Origin of the sequence: Alloalcanivorax sp. C16-2, from assembly GCF_046507615.1 — a bacterium.
GTDB classification, from domain to species: Bacteria; Pseudomonadota; Gammaproteobacteria; order Pseudomonadales; family Alcanivoracaceae; genus Alloalcanivorax; species Alloalcanivorax marinus_A.
Genome location: NZ_JBKFTL010000003.1, coordinates 73,144 through 91,996, shown reverse-complemented (window position 1 = coordinate 91,996; position 18,853 = coordinate 73,144). Strand labels below are relative to the sequence as shown.

At 65.0% G+C, this 18,853-nt stretch carries 11 protein-coding genes and 1 tRNA gene; 4 read left to right on the top strand and 8 right to left on the bottom strand.

Annotation, left to right across the window (positions count from 1 at the left end; genetic code table 11):
* Window positions 1-8: 8 nt before the first annotated feature.
* From ACLD02_RS14050 to ACLD02_RS14035, 4 genes are all read right to left on the bottom strand, one after another.
* Window positions 9-491, bottom strand: coding sequence for a MaoC family dehydratase (locus tag ACLD02_RS14050; RefSeq protein ID WP_203100140.1), 483 nt, complete (start codon window positions 489-491; stop codon window positions 9-11).
* A 27-nt stretch (window positions 492-518) separates the two neighbouring features.
* Window positions 519-1,298, bottom strand: a complete 780-nt coding sequence (locus ACLD02_RS14045) for an enoyl-CoA hydratase/isomerase family protein (protein WP_203100142.1) — start codon at window positions 1,296-1,298, stop codon at window positions 519-521.
* Between the two features lie 137 nt (window positions 1,299-1,435).
* Window positions 1,436-2,326, bottom strand: a complete 891-nt coding sequence (locus tag ACLD02_RS14040) for a LysR substrate-binding domain-containing protein (RefSeq protein WP_410298987.1) — start codon at window positions 2,324-2,326, stop codon at window positions 1,436-1,438.
* 128 nt (window positions 2,327-2,454) lie between these two features.
* On the bottom strand, window positions 2,455-3,363 hold the full coding sequence (locus ACLD02_RS14035; protein WP_410298985.1) for a ketopantoate reductase family protein: 909 nt from the start codon (window positions 3,361-3,363) through the stop codon (window positions 2,455-2,457).
* Window positions 3,364-3,526: 163 nt separating this feature from the next.
* On the opposite strand from ACLD02_RS14035, the gene ilvE reads away from it, so the two are divergent.
* The 3 genes from ilvE (at window position 3,527) to ACLD02_RS14020 (ending at window position 5,819) form a co-directional block, all read left to right on the top strand.
* A complete protein-coding gene (gene ilvE, locus ACLD02_RS14030) occupies window positions 3,527-4,573 on the top strand; it encodes a branched-chain-amino-acid transaminase (protein ID WP_410298984.1) in 1,047 nt (348 codons plus the stop codon).
* A gap of 107 nt (window positions 4,574-4,680) precedes the next feature.
* Window positions 4,681-4,754: transfer RNA gene (locus ACLD02_RS14025), tRNA-Gly, on the top strand.
* 195 nt (window positions 4,755-4,949) lie between these two features.
* Window positions 4,950-5,819, top strand: coding sequence for a DNA ligase (locus ACLD02_RS14020; RefSeq protein ID WP_410298983.1), 870 nt, complete (start codon window positions 4,950-4,952; stop codon window positions 5,817-5,819).
* Between the two features lie 7 nt (window positions 5,820-5,826).
* Here ACLD02_RS14020 and ACLD02_RS14015 read toward each other — a convergent pair whose 3' ends face one another.
* Entirely contained in the window at window positions 5,827-6,792 is a 966-nt protein-coding gene (locus tag ACLD02_RS14015; protein WP_410298982.1) for a methyltransferase, read from the bottom strand.
* Window positions 6,793-6,948: 156 nt separating this feature from the next.
* Here ACLD02_RS14015 and ACLD02_RS14010 point away from each other — a divergent pair, with 156 nt between their 5' ends.
* On the top strand, window positions 6,949-8,877 hold the full coding sequence (locus ACLD02_RS14010; protein WP_410298981.1) for a transglycosylase SLT domain-containing protein: 1,929 nt from the start codon (window positions 6,949-6,951) through the stop codon (window positions 8,875-8,877).
* 59 nt (window positions 8,878-8,936) lie between these two features.
* Here ACLD02_RS14010 and ACLD02_RS14005 read toward each other — a convergent pair whose 3' ends face one another.
* From ACLD02_RS14005 to ACLD02_RS13995, 3 genes are all read right to left on the bottom strand, one after another.
* On the bottom strand, window positions 8,937-9,605 hold the full coding sequence (locus ACLD02_RS14005) for a hypothetical protein (RefSeq protein WP_410298980.1): 669 nt from the start codon (window positions 9,603-9,605) through the stop codon (window positions 8,937-8,939).
* Between the two features lie 280 nt (window positions 9,606-9,885).
* Window positions 9,886-17,190 carry a DUF637 domain-containing protein gene (locus ACLD02_RS14000; RefSeq protein WP_410298979.1) on the bottom strand — a complete coding sequence of 2,435 codons (7,305 nt, stop codon included), beginning with the start codon at window positions 17,188-17,190 and terminating at the stop codon, window positions 9,886-9,888.
* A complete protein-coding gene (locus ACLD02_RS13995; protein WP_410298978.1) occupies window positions 17,150-18,733 on the bottom strand; it encodes a ShlB/FhaC/HecB family hemolysin secretion/activation protein in 1,584 nt (527 codons plus the stop codon). The genes ACLD02_RS14000 and ACLD02_RS13995 overlap by 41 nt, the downstream gene beginning before the upstream one ends.
* Window positions 18,734-18,853 lie beyond the last annotated feature (120 nt).

Below are 18,853 nucleotides of genomic sequence, written 5' to 3'. Positions count from 1 at the left end.
TCCGGGGCTTATTGGCCCGCCGGTCGGCGCCCGATCAGGTTCATCGCCTTGAAGCTCGCCACCACCTCACCGTTCTGATTGATCCCCTCCACCAGGGTATGCACCAGGCCGCGATCCGGCTTGGACCGCGAAGGCCGGGCATCGGTGATGGTCAGCCGCACGCGTAGCTGATCGCCAGGGCGCACCGGCTTAATCCAACGCACCTCGTCCACCCCCGGCGAAGCCAGGCTGGCCACCGAGGTGAGGTAATGATCCACGAACAACCGCATCATCAGCCCGATGGTGTGCCAGCCGCTGGCGATCAGCCCCTGGAAGGGGCCCCGCGCCGCCGCTTCGGGATTGATGTGCATGGCCTGTGGGTCGAAACGGCGCGCAAAGTCGATAATGTCGCTCTGTTCGGCGCCAATGGGACCGTACTCGAACGTCGCTCCTTTCTGGTAGTCCTCGAAGTAACGTTGATCCGGCGGGGTGCTGAAATCGGACATTGGCATGGTCGTGCTCCGTGTTATGGCGCTGGGTCATGAGTGGATATTGAACCGGGGCGCCCGTTTTTCCAGGAATGCTCGCATGCCCTCCTCACGATCAGCCAGTGAGAGGCTGTGATGGAAAGCGGCCCGTTCCCGGCGCAACCCTTCTTGCAGCGGAAGGCTGGCGCCGGATCGCGCGGTCCGCTTGATCAGCAGCAGGACCTCCCCGGACAGCGACGCCATGTCGGCCACCAGCCTGCGCCCCTCCTCCAGCAGATGCTCCGTCGGCACCACACGCGAAACCAAGCCGCCACGCTCCGCCTCCCGGGCATCCATGCGGCGCCCGGTGAGCAGCAGATCCAGCGCCTTGGCCATGCCCAGCAAGCGCGGCAGACGCTGGGTGCCGCCCGCCCCGGACAGGGTACCAACCCGCACCTCCGGATGGCCGAATACGGCGTTCTCCGCCGCCAGCACGATGTCGCACATCTCCACCAGCTCGCAGCCGCCGCCCAGGGCAAAGCCCTGCACCAGTGCCACCACCGGCTTCGGGAAGTCACCCAGCGGCGCGCAGCAGCCGGCGAAATCCGTGCCACGGGCCTGCTCCGCGCTGATGTCGAGCATTTCCTTGATATCGGCGCCGGCGGCGAAATGATCCCCCTCCGCACGCAGCAGCACCACCCGCACGTCGGGCGCGGCGGCCAGCCGTTCAAGATGATCGGCCATGGCGTCGGTCAGGGAGCGGCACAGGGCATTGCGGGCGGCGGGCCGGTCAATGATCAGCTCGGCGTAGCCGGCGGGATCTTGCTGGCATCGAATGAAGTCGGACTGCATGGGCATCTCCTGGCAAGAGGAACGGCGGCACCGGTCCAGAACCCGGCGCCGGGCAATACGCCCGAGTCTGCCGCGCGTTCCGGCGCCGGACCAAGCGCGAATATCTCAGCCACGGTTGAATATTTTTCCCGCCGCCATCAGTGGCCGGCGCCGTCACCGACCTGTTCGCGCAGCCAGCCCCGCAGGTTGTCGAGGCGTCGGTCCTCACTCAACGCCTTGGGATAGACCAGCCAGAAGCCGACTCCCGCCTTCACCGGGTGCTTGAAAACCGACTCCAGACGCCCCAAACGCACGGCGCTTTCCGCCAGCTCACACACGGCAATCGATACCCCGGCGCCGTCGGCGGCGGCCTGCAGGGTAAGCCCGCCGGAATCCACGCGGGTAACCATGGCGGGTTCGAAAGGCCCGCCGGGCAGACTGTCCATCCAGCGGCGCCAGGTCAGGCAGTGTCGGGAAACGAACAGATTGGCCCGGGAAACCCGCTCGATGCGCGCGCGGCGCGCGCCAGACGCGAAGCCCGGCCGGCCATACAGGTCGATGGTGGCCTCGAACAGCAAATCCGCTTCCAGGCCAGGCCATTGCCCACCGCCGTACCAGATGCCGGCGTCCGCCACACCCGCCGCCAGATCCACATCCTCCTGGGTGGTGGAGATGTCCAACGAGAAACCCCGCCGTTCAAACGGGTACAGACTCAGACGCGGCGACAGCCAGTTGGTGGCGAACGTGGGCAGCATGTTCACCCGCAGCGGCCCCTCGCGCCGCTCCTCGCGCACACCCGCCACCGCTTCGGCGATCAGCGTCAAACCCTGATGCAGGCCCGGCGCCAGCCGCTGGCCAGCCGGGGTCAGTTCCAACCCGGTCCCCGCGCGACGCAGCAACGTCACGCCCAGCATGTCCTCCAGCGTACGCAACTGATGGCTCACGGCGGACGGCGTGACGGCCAGTTCCAGGGCCGCTTCCTTGATGGAAAGATGGCGTGCCGCCGCCTCGAAGGCACGCAGTGCATTCAGTGGAACAGGGATGCGCATGGCAGGACCATCCTCCCGTGGATCATGGGGTTGTTCATGGCCCCATTAAACAGGAAATCACCCCGAAGCCGCTCCGTTCCCCAGCGAGCAAAACTCAGCTTCATCTGAGATTTGCTCACTGGAGGCGGCTACCCGGCGGCGACGCGGAGGGCGTCGTAGGCCTGCATATGGGCGAGACTCACTCTCAACAACGGCGCCTCCAACCCTGCTTCGCGCGCGCGGCGCACCATGTCTCCGATGATGTGGTCATGCTCGGTGGCCCCGCCGCCTTGCAGGTCACGTAGCATCGAGGCGGTGCCGCTGGAACCATGCTGGGTCAGCGTCGCCAGCATCCGGTCATAGGCCTCCTGGGAGGGTATGTACCGGGACGCGGCGGCGGTGGCGACGCATTCGCCAAGCATACGGCGCACCAGCGCTTCGCCCTCTTGGGCCCGCAATATGGCGCCGATCGGCGCGCGCATCAGCGTCGTCATACCGGCGTAGGTGGTCAGGAAGACGAACTTTTCCCACATCTCCCGCTGGATGTCCGGGCTCAGCACCGGCGCGAAACCACCTTGTTTCAGCACCCCATGCAGAGCGCGGGCGGCGTCCCGCTGACCCTCGGCGCGCGCGCCCAGCACCAGGAGCTGCAACGTGTTGAGGTGCAACACCTCGCCGGCGGCGCCAAGAGCCGCGCCGATGTGGCACAGCCCCCCCAGAATCCGTTCCGCGCCGAAGCGCGCATCCAGGTAGTCCAGATGCCGCATGCCGTTGAGCAATGGCACGATCAAGGTGGAGGGGCCGACAGCGGGGGCAATGGCTTCCACGGCGCCCTCAAGATCGTAGGCCTTGCAGGCCAGCAGCACGGCGTCCACCGGTGATGGCGCTTCGGTCACGGTGCTCACCGGAGTGACCAGATCACCCAGAGGGCTCTTGATCACGAGCCCGCTATCGGCGAGCTGTGCGGCGCGCCGTGAGCGCACCAGGAAACGCACGTCGACACCGGCGGCGGCCAGCCGTCCGCCAAAATAGCCACCGATCCCCCCTGCCCCAAGCACCAGAAGACGCATCACCCTGTTCCTCTTTGAATTCACCGCATTTCACTATAGAGGCCGAATGAGCGGCAGTCTTCCAGATCGTGATCCATGATCGGACCAGGAGGTAAGCGACCGAATGGATCGAGAGCGCGAGCGCCCCTCCGCGGCCCCGGATCAAAACTCAATGTCCTCTGAGATTTGCTCACTCGTGCCGATGGCCAGCAGGCGGCACACTGAAGCCATCGACAACCAATACGCGGTGTGCCCCATGCTCACTTCCCTCGACGATCGCGATGGCCTGATCTGGCTCGATGGCGAGTTACTACCCTGGCGCGAGGCGCGTCTGCACGTGCTTACCCATGCGCTGCATATGGGCGGGGCCGTGTTCGAAGGCATGCGCGCCTATGGCGGACGGGTGTTTCTCGATGCCCCCCACCTGGAGCGCTTTCAGCGTTCCGCCGTGCTGCTCGACTACCGCTTGCCCTGGTCATCGGACGAACTGAGCCAGGCCATCAACGCGGTGCTTTGGGCCAATCAGCTCGACGATGCCTACATCCGGCCACTGGCCTGGCGCGGCACGGAAAGCGTCTCCATCGCTTCACCGCATGCCCGCATCCACGTGGCCATCGCGGCCTGGGACTGGCCCACGGCGGCCTCCCAGGGCCGCGCGGAGGAAGGCATCCGGCTGCATCTGGCCCATTGGCGCCGCCCGCGCCCGGACACCTCTCCCACCGAAGCCAAATGCTCCGGGCTCTACATGATCGGCACCCTGGCGCGCCATGCCGCCACGGCGGCGGGCTGCGACGATGCGCTGCTGCTCGACAGCGAAGGGCTGGTGGCGGAGACCACGGCCACCAACCTGTTGATGATCCGCGACGGCGTGCTGACCTCGCCCCTGCCGACCTGCTTCCTGGACGGGATCACCAAACGTCATGTCATGGAGCTGGCCCGCCAGCGCGGCCTGCGGGTCGAGGAGAGGGCCGTGACCCTCGAGGAATTGCGCCGCGCCTCCGAGGTGTTCACCGCCGGTACCTCGGTGGAGCTGCAGCCGGTGGTGGCCCTGGTGGAGCGGGCCGGCACCACTGAATGGCCGGTGGGGCCGATAACCCGGCAACTGATTCGGGACTTTCGCCGGTCCGTGACCGCGACCCGCCAGGAAAACGCGGCCCCGCGGGACCGGCAACAACACACGAACGCAGCCCACACCGTGGATGGGTGTACTACGCCATGACCCGCTACCGCCTCATGATTTACCGGCATGGCAAGGCTACTCCGGGTGGCCATGGCCCATGGCCCCCTGGACAGCGGCCCGGTTTCCCGGTGTAATAGCCGCCCATCGCGGGTGTAGCTCAATGGTAGAGCAGAAGCTTCCCAAGCTTACGACGAGGGTTCGATTCCCTTCACCCGCTCCAAACTCGAAAGGGTCGCCTCGGCGGCCCTTTTTTGGTTTCAAAGCCTGGGATTTTCTCCTACGAAACCCGCCAAATTGCCACACTTCGATTGGGATTTTGCTTACACGACTTTCAGCACGGCGCCGATAGCCGTCGTCTCCCTCACGATCGAGACTGGTTGTTCAGGATTTGAACAACCACAGGGAGGCAGGAAGCATGTCCCGACCGATTGTGTATTTCGTGGTCACCGTGATCGTGGTGTTCCTCACCGTGGCCGCCACCGTGGGCCACGGCAAGACCACGCCGGCCCTGATGCTGGCCAACGTCTACCAGGACGACGTCAACCTGGCCAATTACTGGGTCAGCGAGAAATTCGACGGCGTGCGCGCCTACTGGGACGGCCGGCGGCTGATCAGTCGCAATGGCAACATCATCCACACCCCGCCTGGCTTCACCGAGGGGTTTCCGGATCAGCCCATGGACGGAGAACTGTGGCGCGGGCGCGGCACCTTCGCCCGGCTGATGGGCGCGCTGGGCCGCGCCGAGCCGCAACCGGAGCAATGGCGGAACATCTATTACATGGTGTTCGACCTGCCCAAGGCCAGCGGCCCCTTCGATAAACGCCTGCGCGAACTGCGCGCCTTGCTCGAAAACCGGCCCGCTCCACATCTCAGGCCGGTGCCTCAGCAACGGGTGGCCGACCGGGATCAACTCATGGCCTGGCTGGACCAGGTGGTGGCCGCCGGCGGCGAGGGGTTGATGCTGCACCGGGGCAGCGCCCCCTATCGCAGCTACCGGTCCGACGATCTGCTCAAGCTCAAGCCCTACCGGGACGCCGAAGGCCGGGTGGTGGCGCACCTGCCCGGTGAAGGCAGGCTGGAAGGCATGATGGGCGCCCTGCTGGTGGAAACGCCGTCCGGCCTGCATTTCCGGCTTGGCACCGGCTTCAGCGACGCGGAGCGGGCCAACCCGCCGCCCATCGGCAGCATCGTCACCTACCAGTACCACGGCCACACCAAGAGTGGCCTGCCGCGCTTCGCCAGCTACCTGCGAACGCGCAGCCGGGGCCCGGGATATGTACGCTGAACGCGCCTCAGCGCATCGCCCGGTAGACCCGGAAGCGATTGGTCTCGCGCATCACCTGAACGTGCTTGAAAGCACCGTCCAGCCACTGCACGTAGGGCAGCTCCCGGTTCGCCACCATCCACAGCACCCCATCACCTTCCAGGTGCGCCGGGGCCTTCTCGATCAACCGGCGGGTGATCGACGTGGTGCGGTCGCGACCATCATGGAACGGCGGGTTGGTGATCACCGCCTGGTAACGCCCGGCCACGCCCTCGTAGAGATCGCCGCCCACCACCTTGCCCTGCAAATGGTTGCGCTCCAGGGTGGCGGTGGTGGCGGCCACCGCGGTGGCGCTCACATCGGTGGCGGTGACATGGCAGCCGCCGTGGGCCAGGGTGGCGCTGAGGGCGCCGCCCCCACAGCCCATGTCCAGTACCTTACCCCGGGGCAGCCCTTCGGCAAGCGCATCCAGCAGCAGGGCCGTACCCTCATCGAGGCGGCCATGACTGAATACCCCGGGGTAACTGACCACCTCAAGATCGCCGACCTTCACCCAGGACGCCACGTCTTCCAGCGCCAGCGCCGGCCCCGGCCGCAGCATGGCCCGGTAGAGCTTGCAATGACGGGCGCTGTCCACCAGCGTGACCTCGTCGGCGAACCGGGACAGGCGCGTCACCCCACCACGAATACCGCCCTTGGCGGGGCCCACCAGCCACACTTCCAGCGCCACGTCCACGGCGCCGGCCAGCGCACGCAGCAGCAATTCCAGCCGTTCGGCGGCCTTGGGCAGTGGCAGAATCACCAGGTCCACGTCGTCCGGCAAGGTGGGCAACGGCGCCCACTGATGGGCGCCCACGGTGTAATCATCAGCGTGCAGATAAAGCTGCTCGGCGGGCAGCGTCGCCAGTTCCGGGTCGTTCGCCTCCACCACCAGGGCGCGACGTCCGGCCAGGAGTTGCGCCTGCCGGCGAAGCAATTGCGTGCTGTTTTCCATGCCACTTCCTGCCACCAATGAAGGCGGCAGTATAAAGGAAGCCACCGGGTCGGACCCAGGCGGGTTTTCAGGGCGGCCAAGTTTTACATAAACACGACGCGGGGCCGCCTGGTCCTGGCTAGAATAGGGCCAACAGATGCAGTCGTGGAGGCAAGGATGTTCCGTTCCGCAGTTCTGGCCGTGATCGCCGTGATCGTCGCCATGCCGGCCCAGGCCGCCGATACCCCTTTCCAGGAGGCGTTGCACGCCGCCCGCAACGACGACTGGGAAACCCTCAGCCGTGCCCAGAACCACCTTGGCGACCACCATCCGCTACAGGCCTACCTGGACTTTCACCGGCTGCGCGCCGCCCTCCCCGACCTGAACCCCCAGCGGGTCCGGGACTACGCCGAACGCTACCCGGACTCCCCGCTTCCCAACGACATCCGCCAATTGGCCCTGGTGGCTTACGCGCGGGACGAGCGCTGGGACGCCGCCCGCGCCGTCTACGACAGTGCCCCCCGCTCCACGGAGCTGAGTTGCCTGTACTGGCACGCCCAATGGCAGGCCGGCAACCAGGAAGCCCTCAATCAGGCCCGGGAACTCTGGCTGTCCGGCAACTCCCGGCCTTCCGCCTGCGATCCGATCTTCAACGCCGCCCGTCAGCACGGGCAAATCGGCGACAAGGAAATCTGGCGGCGCATGGAACTGGCCTTCTACGAGCGCAGCCCGGGCCTGATGCGCTACCTGCGTCCGATGCTCGACGACAGCGCCTACGCTACCGCCGCCGACTGGCTGCTCGACCTCTACGGCGACCCGGATACGCTCACCGATCTGCCCAAGGATCTGGCCGACGATCAGCGCCAGGTGCTGCTCGCCGCTGGCTTCCGCCGCCTCGCCTACACTGACACCGAAACCGCCCGGGAATGGTTCGAGGACAAACGCGGCGATCTGGGCTTCACCGACGCCGCCCTGGTGGAACGCGCCGGCCAGCGCATCGCCTGGTACTCCACCATCCGAGGCGTGGAAGACAACCGCGACTGGCTGGACCAATGGCTGCGCGAAAAGGGGGGCGACGACTTGCTGGATCAGCGTGCCCGGCGCGCCATTATCGAACAGAACTGGGATGAGCTCCCCGACTGGGTGGCGCGCCTGTCACAAGGTGAACGCAAGGACAGCCGCTGGCTGTACTGGCTGGGCCGCGCCGCCGAGGAAAACGGCGACGACGACAAGGCCAGAAGCCTGTGGCAGCAGGCCGCCGGGCAACGGAACTTCTATGGTTTCCTGGCCGCCGACCGTATCGGTGAAGCGTACCGCTTCGCCAACGCCGTCCCCACCGGCGATCAGCCGCTGCCGGACCTGCCCGCCCTGGCCCGCGTCAAGCTGCTGCGCGAGCAGAACGAGCCCGGCCTCGCCTGGAGCGAATGGAACTGGCTGATGTGGCACAGCGACGAAAACCGCCAGCGCCAACTCGCCCAATACGCCGTGGACGCCGGCTGGTATGACCTGGCGGTACAGGCCTCGATCCAGGCCCGTGCCTGGGACGTGCTCGCATGGCGCTTCCCCGCCGCCCACCGCGAACGCTTCCGGGAAGCCGCCCGCCGCAACAATCTCGACCCCTGGCTGCCCATGGCCGTGGCCCGCCGGGAAAGCGCCTTCTACCCCAACGCCCGCTCCCCGGTCGGCGCCCTGGGTCTGATGCAGCTGATGCCCGGCACGGCGCGCAAAGTATCCCGCGAAGCCGGTCAGGCAGTGCCCGGCGAACAGCAGATTCTGAACCCCGACACCAACATCGCCCTGGGCAGCCGCTACCTCGCCGACCTGCTTAAGCAGTTCAACGGCAACCGCATCCTTGCCCTGGCCGCCTACAACGCCGGCCCCAACCGGGTCGAGCAATGGCTCGCCGACAAAGAGGATGACGCCGTACCCGTGGACGTCTGGATCGAATCCATCCCGTTCCGCGAAACCCGAGCCTACGTCCAGGCCGTGCTCACCTACCGGGTCCTGTTCCAGGGCCTCCACGGCGACGCCGAAGAGCGCACCGCCCTGCTCCTGCTCCCCCGGGAACGCGGTACGCCCTACTCCGTGGCCATGATCGAGGATTAAGAGTTAAGGGGCTCAAAGAGCCGGGTTGCGATCAAAACCGCGACCCGGCCTTTTTCTGGCTAGCGGCGGCCAACCCGGTACTCCGCCAGCTGCCCGCCGATCTGCTCGGCGCACTGCTCCGCCACATGGCTCAAGGTCCGGGTCAGGATGCCGTCCCGGTTCTCCTCGAAGTCCGAATAACCCGCCGTCCACTCGGAACCTTTCTCCGGCCGAACCGCGCAACTGCCGGTCCCCAGCACCGCCTCGGACGCCGCGTCGATAAAACGGGCATCGGCCCGGTAAGTAATCGAATAGGTGCCCCAGGCCGACTTGTAATAGATCAACTGCCAAACACTGGTCCGCACATCCACCACCACATCCGCGTCACCGCTCGCCGCCACGATCTCGGCGGCGTCCGCCCCCTCAACCACACCCCCCGGCGGCAGCGCCTCGCCGCCAAAAATAGTCGCCAGCCGGCCCGCCAGACTGCGGGACACGGAGGAAGCCGGGTCCGCCACATCGTGGCTTTCGATGATCTTCTTGCCGGCGGCATTCATCGCCATATTGCCCAGGAACCCGAACTGCGCCTTGGTCGGCGTGATCGCCGACATCGCCGGCATCGGATGTTCGGTGGCGGCCACCTTATCAATCCTCCTGCCCTCCAAGGCCTTCACATCCAACGCCACCGGCTTCACCGTGGCGCAACCTCCCAGAACCAACATCGCGGCAAGCGAAAATATCCTTTTCATTTACACTCTCCAATAATCATTAAAATTTAAAAAAACAGCCAAAAGAACAATGCGCCAAAAAACACACAGACCTGAGCCCTTCTTATTTTTTCAAAAACCGGAAGCAATTCGTCCGGCACTTTTCCATATATATGCTTATTTGAAAACGGATGCACGATTGAAAACAAACCCTTAAATTCTCCAACCCCCTCATACCTAAATCTCACATAGAGGACCACAAACACGACCTCCAGAAGAATAAATAAAAAGACCATCACCTCAGCCAAAATAAAACCCCTGATCAATCCATGAAATCAACATAGTGATATTTGTAGAAGTCTTCAATTTTATACGATTCCTCGTAAGAAGATTCAGCCCAGCCAGCCTCTGCCGAAAGACCAAAACCGAACGACACACCTCCGCCCATTTGGCCTTTCGAGCCTCCAAAGTTACCACCAACTAAAAAGGCCCCACTCACATTACCCCCCAATCCATCAAAAGGTTTCCCTTGCTTAACATTAGTCGCATTTTCAATTTTAACGAGCCCCTTTGAAATATTAAGCATTGCTGAAACTGGACTCCCCGCAGAGCCAGCCCCTCCAGCCCCAGAATAGCGATGCACCAAACCGTTATTAGGGTCTACCAGATAGTAGCTGGAGTATGACCCGCCAGCCTTAAGGATTCCTAAGGAGCTACTTTCGGAATAATATTGATAAGTGCCACTATCGACATCACCAACATATTCAAAACCGAAATTGGACACATCCGTTTCCAAAGGACCCCCAACTGCCCTTCCCCAAGGGTCTTGCCACTGAGAACCGTTTTCACCATCGAATCTCGAAAGATAGATTGTGTCGCTGAACTCACCTTCAGGTTCCGGCAGGACAGGCACCCCATAGTCATAGCCCAACTTACCGGTATTGGCTATCACATATTCAGCCAGATCTTTATCCAGGGCTTGTGGATTTTGCACCATGTAGCGAAGCACACCATCTTCTCCTGGAGTACCTAACCAGTCACCACCATAATCAAAATAGATGTCTTTATAATCTTCACCCTGCAAGGCATCACTTCGCAAGTCGACGATCATTTCATCCGTGACGAGCCGGCCATTTTTATGGTCATTAAGTGCTCTAAGCGTTTCTTCGATATCCTCGGCTGTGTATATGCCATTACTGTTTTTGGCGAGCACCTTAGCCAGCGTTTTTTCCTGCGGGTGCAGTTGGCGATTGTATGTATCCGCCTGCTTCCCTATCCACGCACCTTGCTCAACGTCACCATTGACCAGGCCCGAGCCAAACATTCCTGCAAGCTGTGATGCCGCGGGTTTCCAGGCCCCCTGGCTATCGACATGCGGAGAAAACAATTGATTCATAGCCCCTGCTGCTGCGCCGGTCTTGAAATCGCCGCTTATGGCGCCGGTGACCAACCCGCCCGTACCCGCATGTAGGAGGGTTTTCCCTGCGCCGCCCTCCAACCACCACTTGCTTTGCTCCAACGTCGAAGGAATATTCGACGCCAGCGTGCCGGCTCCGTGAAAAGCCAAGGCGGAAAGCACGTTGTTGCCCTGGCTCTCCAGGTTCCCGATCAGGTGATCCTGGAAGCTGCCGCCCTGGATGGCGGCGGTGGCGCTGGCGTTGATCAGGCCCTGGCCGGCACTGTGCGCCGCGAAGCCCAGGGCGCCCTGGGCGGTGCCCAGGTCGAAGCCACGGGTGATGGAGTTGATCGGGTCGCTTTGGATGCCGGCGGCTTTACCGAACTCCATGTTGTCGAAGGCCGGGTCCAGCAGGCCCGAGGTGAGGCCGGCGGTGACGCCGCCGACGGCCAGGCCGCGCAGCGTGTCGCCGCTGCCCAGGGTGTCCAGGGTGGCGCCCAGGTCGCCGCCGTTGTTGATGGTGCTGACGGCGGCGGTACTGGCCGCGCTGGTCACTACGGCGGAGGTGGCCGAGCTGATGGCGGTGGCCGTGGCGCCGGTGGTGCCCCCGGCCACGGCGCCGCCCGCTGCCGCGCCTGCGCCGGCGGTCATTGCTGTGACCACGATGGTCACCGCCAGGGCGGTGGCGGGGCCCATGCCCTGGCTGCTGTATTCCCAGCTGTCGTGGAGTTCGCGCACCTGGCGCCAGTCCACGTCGCCGCGTTGGTAGGCGTCCTTCATCCAGGCCAGGTCCGGGTTTTCGGCGGCCATACCGTCGATCATTCGTTCGACGGTTTGCTGGTCCACTTGTTTGACGTCGATGTGGAGGCCTTCGGCGGCGTCGATGGCCAGGTTGCCGGCGGCGACGATTTCGGTTTGGCGGAGGGTTTCGTCGGTGAAGCCTTCGCCTTCCATCTTCTGCCAGGCCAGGTCACCCTGACTTTTTTCGTGGCTCTCCTGGACCAGGTCCTTCACCGATTCGAAGGTGATGCGCCCGCCGCTTTTCAGGGTGGTGTCGCCGCCACTTTCCAGGCGGGCGGCCTGGTAAAGCTGGTCGCCGCCGCTGGTCAGGGTGAGGTCGCCGCCGGCGGTGGCGGTGCTGGTGACGTTGTCCACGTGGGTGACTTCGTCCCGTTTGAAGCTGTGGGCGCCGTAGTCGCCGTCTTTCTCGCTCATGGAGAAGTGGTAGTCGCGGTCCTGGGTGGCCAGGAAGGCGATGCGACCGCCGGCGGCGAGGCCCATGTCGCCGCCGCTGCTCAGGTCGCTGCCGGCCACCAGCAGATCGCGGCCGGCGTCGATGCGCAGATCGTCACCGGCGCTGACGGTGGCCTTGCGCTGGCGGACGGTGTCGTGGGTGTATTGTTTTTCTTCGTGGCTGGCTTCGCGGTGGTAGTTTTCGTAGTCGCGGTTGGCGGCGGACTGGATGATGACGTCGCCGCCGGCGGCCAGGCTGGCGCTGCCGCCGGCGCTGACGTCGGAGGCGGTGACACCGATATCCCGGCCGGCGGTGATCAGCAGGTCGCCGGTGGCGTCCACCTGGCTGGCGATTTGCTCGATGGTCTGGGTCTGATAGCGGCCGCCGTTGGCGCGGCCGTCGAAGCCCCGTTCCAGGGTCTGGCTTTCGATGCGCACGTCACCGCCGGCGTTGAGGCCCACGGCGTCGCCCTGGACGCGGCTGCCGGTGACGACGATGTCGCGGCCGGCGTCCAGGGATACGGTGTCGGCGGCCTGGATCACGCCGGCGTCACCGTGGTCGGTGCGGCGATGGGTGCCGTGGTCCCATTCGGTGACCACTTGCTCGGTCCAGGATTCATTGATGATGTCGCCCTGGCTGCGGATCGAGACCCGGCCGGCGCGGACGGCACCGCTCTGGTTCTTCACATCGCCGAGGGAATCAATGGCGAGGCCGGTGCCCGCTTGCAGGGTGCCTTCCAGGTTCACCACGCCCTTGTTGCCAGCCTGTACGTTGAGGCCGTTGGCGGCGGCGATGATGCCGCTGTTGCCGAGGCCGCCGGCGCGCACATTGATGGTGTCACCGGCGATCACCGCGCCTTCGGCGGTGAGCCGGCTGCTGCCCGGAGCCAGATAGAGCACTGGCACCAGCACGGCGTGGCCGTCCACCTGGCGCTCTTCCATCCACACCAGATCCTGACGCAGGCTGGCCACCTGCTCGGCGGTGAGTGCCACGCCCATGGACAGCTCCAGCCGTTGCGCTTCGGAGAGGGCGTTGTCCATCAGGCGCTGGTATTGCTGCTGGTCGGATTGGACGTCGGCGTCCAGGAAGCGGCGGCCGGTGGCGGCAAGGATGGCGTCGCGGACCAGCTGCGTTTCGTAGTAGCTGTCGCCGAGGCGGCGCAGTTGCCGGTCCGGGTCGGTGTTCAGGCGGTCGAGCAGGTAGTCCGAGCCGAGGAAACCGTCCAGGGAAGCAAACAGCGGGTTGGTTTCGATCAGGTAGGGGTGGTCGGCGTCGTCGACCACCGTGTAGAGGCTGCTGCGGTTGTCGAGGATGTCGCGCAGGCCGGCGTTGAGGGTGCCGATGACCCGGCTGTCGTCGCTGAGATCCCAGGACACTGGCTGGGGTGAGCCGCCGCCGTCTTCTCCACCACCGCCGGCGCCGCCGCCGTTGTCCTCGTCCTGGTAGTCGCCGTCGTCGAAGAGCACTTCCTGGTCGAAGCGTTCCTCGGTGTAGTTGCCCGCCTCTTCCTGAAAATCCAGGGTCACGTTGCCGCCGGCGGAGATCACGCTGGCCACCTGCTCGCCCAGGCCGAACCCTATGTCCTCGGTGTCGGTGACCTCCATTGGCTCGCCGGGGCTGGGTTCATGGTGGAAGTTGTGCCATCTCCGCAGACCGGTTTCCAGGATGGCATGCCGCTTAAGTTCCACCGCTTTGTTGATCAGGCGGTCTCCTTCCAGGTGAAGGTCCCCGGCAGCGGCGAGGGTGCTGTATTCGTTCCGAAGCACGTCGGCGTTGATGGTCAGATTGCCCGCGGAGGACAGGACCGATTGCACGTCTTCGGAGGACGGATCGATGATATCGTCGTAGGCTTCGGCGCCGAACCGGTATTGGTAGATTGCACCGTGGTCGCAATCCGCATCACCTTTTCCATTCCAACCATTGCGTCCCTCGCCACAGGAGAAGTTACGCAGATAAAGGCCACCGCCGTCCTCATCCAGTTTGGCCCGGGTGTGGGCCAGGAAACGCTGGTATTTAAGCGGTGCCCGGTCCTTGAGCAGTTGGGTGACCCGGACCACCAAGTAGAACGTCTCGGCCAATGGATTTTTAGTGTCTCCGGTTCCCCCATAAGCTTCGCCGCCACCGGGAAGGAACTTATACACCGAACCCTCAACAGAACCTTGCTCGGTGGGGCCGCGAAGGGTTTCCTGGAGATACTGAATATCAGCGTCGGAAAGCAGACCGCCCATCTCGTCGTTGATGTAGTCGGTGTATTGCTCTACCCAGTAGTCCACCCAATAAAAACGAGGCGAGCCTTTGGTGACGAACCGCACCAGCGAAGATTCCAGATCCGGGTCATAGATAAAGGCCCAGTCGTCCTCGCTGAAGGTGACGTCATCGATGGTGAGCCCGATTTCCATCATTTCCATCAGTTGGGCAATGGTCAGGGGATCGCTTTTGCCCAGCGTCACTTCCCGGCTGTTGTCCAGGGAGTGGGTAAAGATCGCCAGGTCGCCGGCGTTGGTGGTAATGGTGCCGGAATGGTTGATGACCTGGCCGGTCTTGCCCTGCTCCTGGTCGGCGGCGATCAGCAGGTTGCCGTTGGCGACGATGTCGGCGCGGTCGTTGGTGACGCGCTCAGAGGCGAGCAGCGCCATGGCGCCGCCGCTGCCGAGCAGAGCGCCGTCGCGGTTGGTGAGTCGCTCGCCCTGGAACAGAACATCGCCGGCGGCGCCCAGGGTGCCGTCCTGGCCGCTGGCCTGGGCGGCGCGTTCGTTGAGCAGTTCGCCGACCTGAAGCGCCAGGTTGCCGGCGGCGAACACCAGCCCGTGGTTGGTCAGGCGCTCGCCGGTAACGACGGCGTTGCCGCCGCTGCGCAGGATGGCACCGGCGCGGTTGTCGATCTCATCGGCAGTCAGGGACAGCCCCTGGGCGCCGGCCACGGTACCTTCATTGCGCAGCGACGCCACGCCGTCGGTCAGGGTCAGCACGCCGCCGGCTTCTAGAGTGGAGGTGTTGGTGATGCCGGTCTGGTCCAGGGTCAGGTCACCGGCCACGCTGATCAGGCCGTCGTCGTTGTTCAGTGCGTCGCCGCTCAGGGTGGCGTCACCGCCGGCCATCACGTCGCCGCGCTGGGTGAGCGCGCCGTCGGTGTGGACGTCCAGATCGCCGTTGGTGAGCAGATCACCGTCGTTGTCCAGGCTGCCCGCGTTCAGGGCCAGATTGCCTTCGGTCTGCACGGCGCCGGTATTGGCGAGCGCGTCCTCGGTGTCGATGGCCAGATCGCCCACCGCCAGCACCTGGCCGCTGTTGTCCAGGGAGCCGGCCTCAATCCCGGCGTCGCCCAGACTCTGCAGCGCCCCCTGGTTGATGAGCGCCCCGTCCACGGAGACCGCCAGTTGCTCCTCCGCCACCAGGGTGCCCTGGTTGTCCAGTTCGCCGGCGTCCACGGTGAGCGTGGAGCCGGCGGTTACCAGGGCGCGGTTGTCGAGGCGGTCGGCCACGTTCAGGGTGACGTCGCCAGCGGACTGGATGCGGCCTTGCCGGTGTTCCAGGTTGGTGGCGGTGACCGTGGTTTGTTCGCCACCGTGGGCCAAACCCTGATTGGTCACGGCGTCGGCGCTCACCGCCAGGGTACCGTTGGCGATGGTTTCGGAGCCGTCGTCCAGGGTCAGTTCGGTGGCGGCCAGCCGGGCATCACCGCCGGCGGTGACCGAGCCGGCCTGGCGCAGGGCGCCGTCCGCGCCCAGCGTCACGTCGCCGTTGGCGGAGACGGTGCCGGTGTTGTCCAAAGTGCCACCGTGCACCTCGGCCTGCCCATCGGCGAGGATTTGGCCGCCGTTGTCCAGATCATCCTCGGCGCGAACGGTTACCTGTGCGCCGGCCAGTTCCCCCTGGTTGTCCACCGTGCCGGCGTCCAGGGTCAGGTCCTCCACACCCAGCCAGCGAGCACCCTGATCCAGGCGGACGCTGTCCAGTGCCATCGCCAGATGGTTGGCGGAGGTGGTGCCGGCCACGGCGTGGTAGGCCTCGGCCTGCACATCGATGCGGTCGCCGGCCACCAGGTTGCCTTCGGCGGTGATGTCGTTGGCGGCGAGCTGGACCGAGTCGGACGCGCTGATTTCCTTGAAACGCAGTTGGCCGTTGGCGCTCAGGGTAACGTCGCCGTTCTGGGCCGCCACCGGCGCGTCCAGGCGTACGCCCACGCCCTTGTCGTTGCCGATCAGGCGGATGCGGTTGGCGTACATGCCGCCCAGGGCGGCGGAATCGATGGCGAACTCCGGCCCGTCGCCGTCGTCCTCATGGGCCTGGGTGGCGAGGCTTTCCCGGTCCACTTCCTGGCGGCCGGCCACCACGTTGAGCCGGTCGGCGTTGATCTCGCCGCTGATCGACACCGAGCGCGCGATCAGGTCGAAACGGTCCACGTTGGTGGTAGTGGCACCGTCCTCGCCGATGCGTACCTGGCCACCTTGCACGTCGAAGGCTCGCAGAGCGCCGTCCTCGTCCATGATGGCGCGGCCAGTGGTGAGGGTGGCATGGTCGGTGTTGATGAAGCCGCAGCCCTGGCAGGAAATGCCATTGGGGTTGGCCACCACGATGTCCGCCTTGGCGCCACCCACTTCGAGATAGCCGTGCAACGCCGAGGGGTTGGCGCCGATCACCTCGTTGAGGATCACCTTGGCGCTGCCATTACGCAGATTGGGGTTGGCCTCGATGTAACCGGCCAGCTCAGTGCGGCTGAGCTGGCGCCCGTTGTTGAGGATCAGCCCGCGCTCGTCGACGTTGAAATCCTGGTAGAAGTTTTGCGAGACACCGGCGCCGTTGGGGTTCCGGATATTGACCACCGGCACGCCGTTAGCGGCCCGGTCGGTGGCGCCCCGGGTAGGCGTGACACCGTCGGCGGCCGCCAGCAGCGGCTGCCAGATGAGCAGTAGCGACAGGCCGTAAACCAGGCCGCGCCGCGCCCTTCCGTGGGCGTTAGAATTGGACGTACAGGCTCGCCAGGACTGTGTATTCATGATCCGTCATCTCCGTTGAATGCTGCTCCATGGGCCAGGTGATCTGGGTGGTCAACTGAATATCGCGGTAGCCGAGGCCGAGCCCGGCGGTGGCCGAGGCCAGGCGGGTAAAGTCGTCCTCGTTGCCGTTGTCGGGCACCACGCCCAGGTCGTAGGCGACGAACGGCTTGAGGCTTACCGGGCCGGTGATCGGCGGGTAGAAATCGAATTGCAGGCTGCCGGCGGTGGCGCTGTTGCCGCTCACCGAAAGGCTGTCGTAGCCGCGCACCGCGGCGCTGGAGGCCAGGGACAAGCGTTCCGAGGGGAACAGTTCGTGGCGGCTGTACTGGCTGTTCAGCCGCAACTGCAGGGCACCGTAAAGCGGCTGGATGAAACGGGTGGCGGACAGAAACAGTTGGTAGCGGTCATGCACCGCGTCGGCCACTTCAGCGCCGTCCGGCAGCCGGGTGGCCGGGCCGGCGGTCCAGGCCCGTTCGGCGGTGAGGTTGCCGGCCAGTTGCACCCGGCCAAGCCGGGACTTGCCGCTCAGACGCAGGCCGCCGGTGCGCAGTTGATAGCTGCTCACCTGGATGGTGGTCTCCTCGATGCGGTTGTCCACGTCGGTGTAAGCGCCGAGCAACGCCAGGGACAACCGCGTGCGCTGGGAGCGGTGCAGCAGCCGGGTGAGCTCGAAGCGGGAAATTTCCGTGAGACCGGAGGAATCGAAGCGCTGGAAAATCCCCGCCACCTCGTTCTGGTAGGCCTGGCGGCTGTAGCCCACGGCCAGATTCCAGTAGCCCAGGCTGATGTCGTAGTCCAGGCTGGCGCCCCAGGCGCGGTCGGAGAACTCCTGGTCCAGATCGCCGTTGACGCCCAATGACAAGCGATCGGTGACGCCGAAGGGGCTGCCCCAGTCCAGATTGAACTGGCCGGTGCCGTGGGTGACGTCGCCGTAGTGTTTTTCGTTGAGAATCAGACTGCCCTGGTAGCGTCGCGGCCAATCGGCGTGGCCGACGATCACGGTGCCACCCTGCCCCTGGCCGGGCGCCAGATCCATCTCCGCGTCCAGATGCGGCAGCCGGGCCAGGGTTTCCACGGTGTGTTCCAGGGCGCGCAGGTTCAGCAGGTCGCCGGCGCGCAATGGCAGGGCCCATTCCAGCACCCGGTCGGGCAGGCCCTCGCCGCGCCAGCCCTCCACCCGTCCGGGCACCAGCAGCAGGGTCAGTTCGCCGTCGGCGATGTCCTGCTCGGGCAGCAGCACCCGGCTGGTGACATAGCCCCGGTCAATCAAACGGTTGCTCAGCTCCGCCTGCAAGACACGGATGTCGTTGAGGGTCAGGCATTGCCCTCGCAGCGGTTCCAGCGGCGCGGTTAACCAATGGCCGAACGGGATGGCCGCGCCATCCGGCGTGGTCAGCGTGAGCCGCTCCACGATGAAGCAGCCCCCACCGTCGGTGTCCTCCGGCTCGGGTACCCGGGCACCGGGCCGGTCGCCGGGCACGCGCATTTCCTCCAGGCGTTGCTCCTGGCGCTGCCGGTCCTGTTCCTGAAGACGGTCATACATACGTTGCTGGGGATCCGGAGCCGCCCAGGCGGTGGCGACGAATACGAAACCCGCGAGCAAAAGAAGAGAAAATCTGATCGGTCTTTCCCCCAAGCCATCCATGACATGGTCCCGACCCCG

Excerpts from the sequence above, each read along its gene's own strand:
- ACLD02_RS14050 (WP_203100140.1), bottom strand. The coding sequence starts at position 491 with ATGCCAATGTCCGATTTCAGCACCCCGCCGGATCAACGTTACTTCGAG.
- ACLD02_RS14045 (WP_203100142.1), bottom strand. The coding sequence starts at position 1,298 with ATGCAGTCCGACTTCATTCGATGCCAGCAAGATCCCGCCGGCTACGCC.
- ACLD02_RS14040 (WP_410298987.1), bottom strand. The coding sequence starts at position 2,326 with ATGCGCATCCCTGTTCCACTGAATGCACTGCGTGCCTTCGAGGCGGCG.
- ilvE (WP_410298984.1), top strand. The coding sequence starts at position 3,527 with ATGTCCTCTGAGATTTGCTCACTCGTGCCGATGGCCAGCAGGCGGCAC.
- ACLD02_RS14020 (WP_410298983.1), top strand. The coding sequence starts at position 4,950 with ATGTCCCGACCGATTGTGTATTTCGTGGTCACCGTGATCGTGGTGTTC.
- ACLD02_RS14015 (WP_410298982.1), bottom strand. The coding sequence starts at position 6,792 with ATGGAAAACAGCACGCAATTGCTTCGCCGGCAGGCGCAACTCCTGGCC.
- ACLD02_RS14010 (WP_410298981.1), top strand. The coding sequence starts at position 6,949 with ATGTTCCGTTCCGCAGTTCTGGCCGTGATCGCCGTGATCGTCGCCATG.
- ACLD02_RS14005 (WP_410298980.1), bottom strand. The coding sequence starts at position 9,605 with ATGAAAAGGATATTTTCGCTTGCCGCGATGTTGGTTCTGGGAGGTTGC.
- ACLD02_RS14000 (WP_410298979.1), bottom strand. The coding sequence starts at position 17,190 with ATGAATACACAGTCCTGGCGAGCCTGTACGTCCAATTCTAACGCCCAC.
- ACLD02_RS13995 (WP_410298978.1), bottom strand. The coding sequence starts at position 18,733 with ATGTATGACCGTCTTCAGGAACAGGACCGGCAGCGCCAGGAGCAACGC.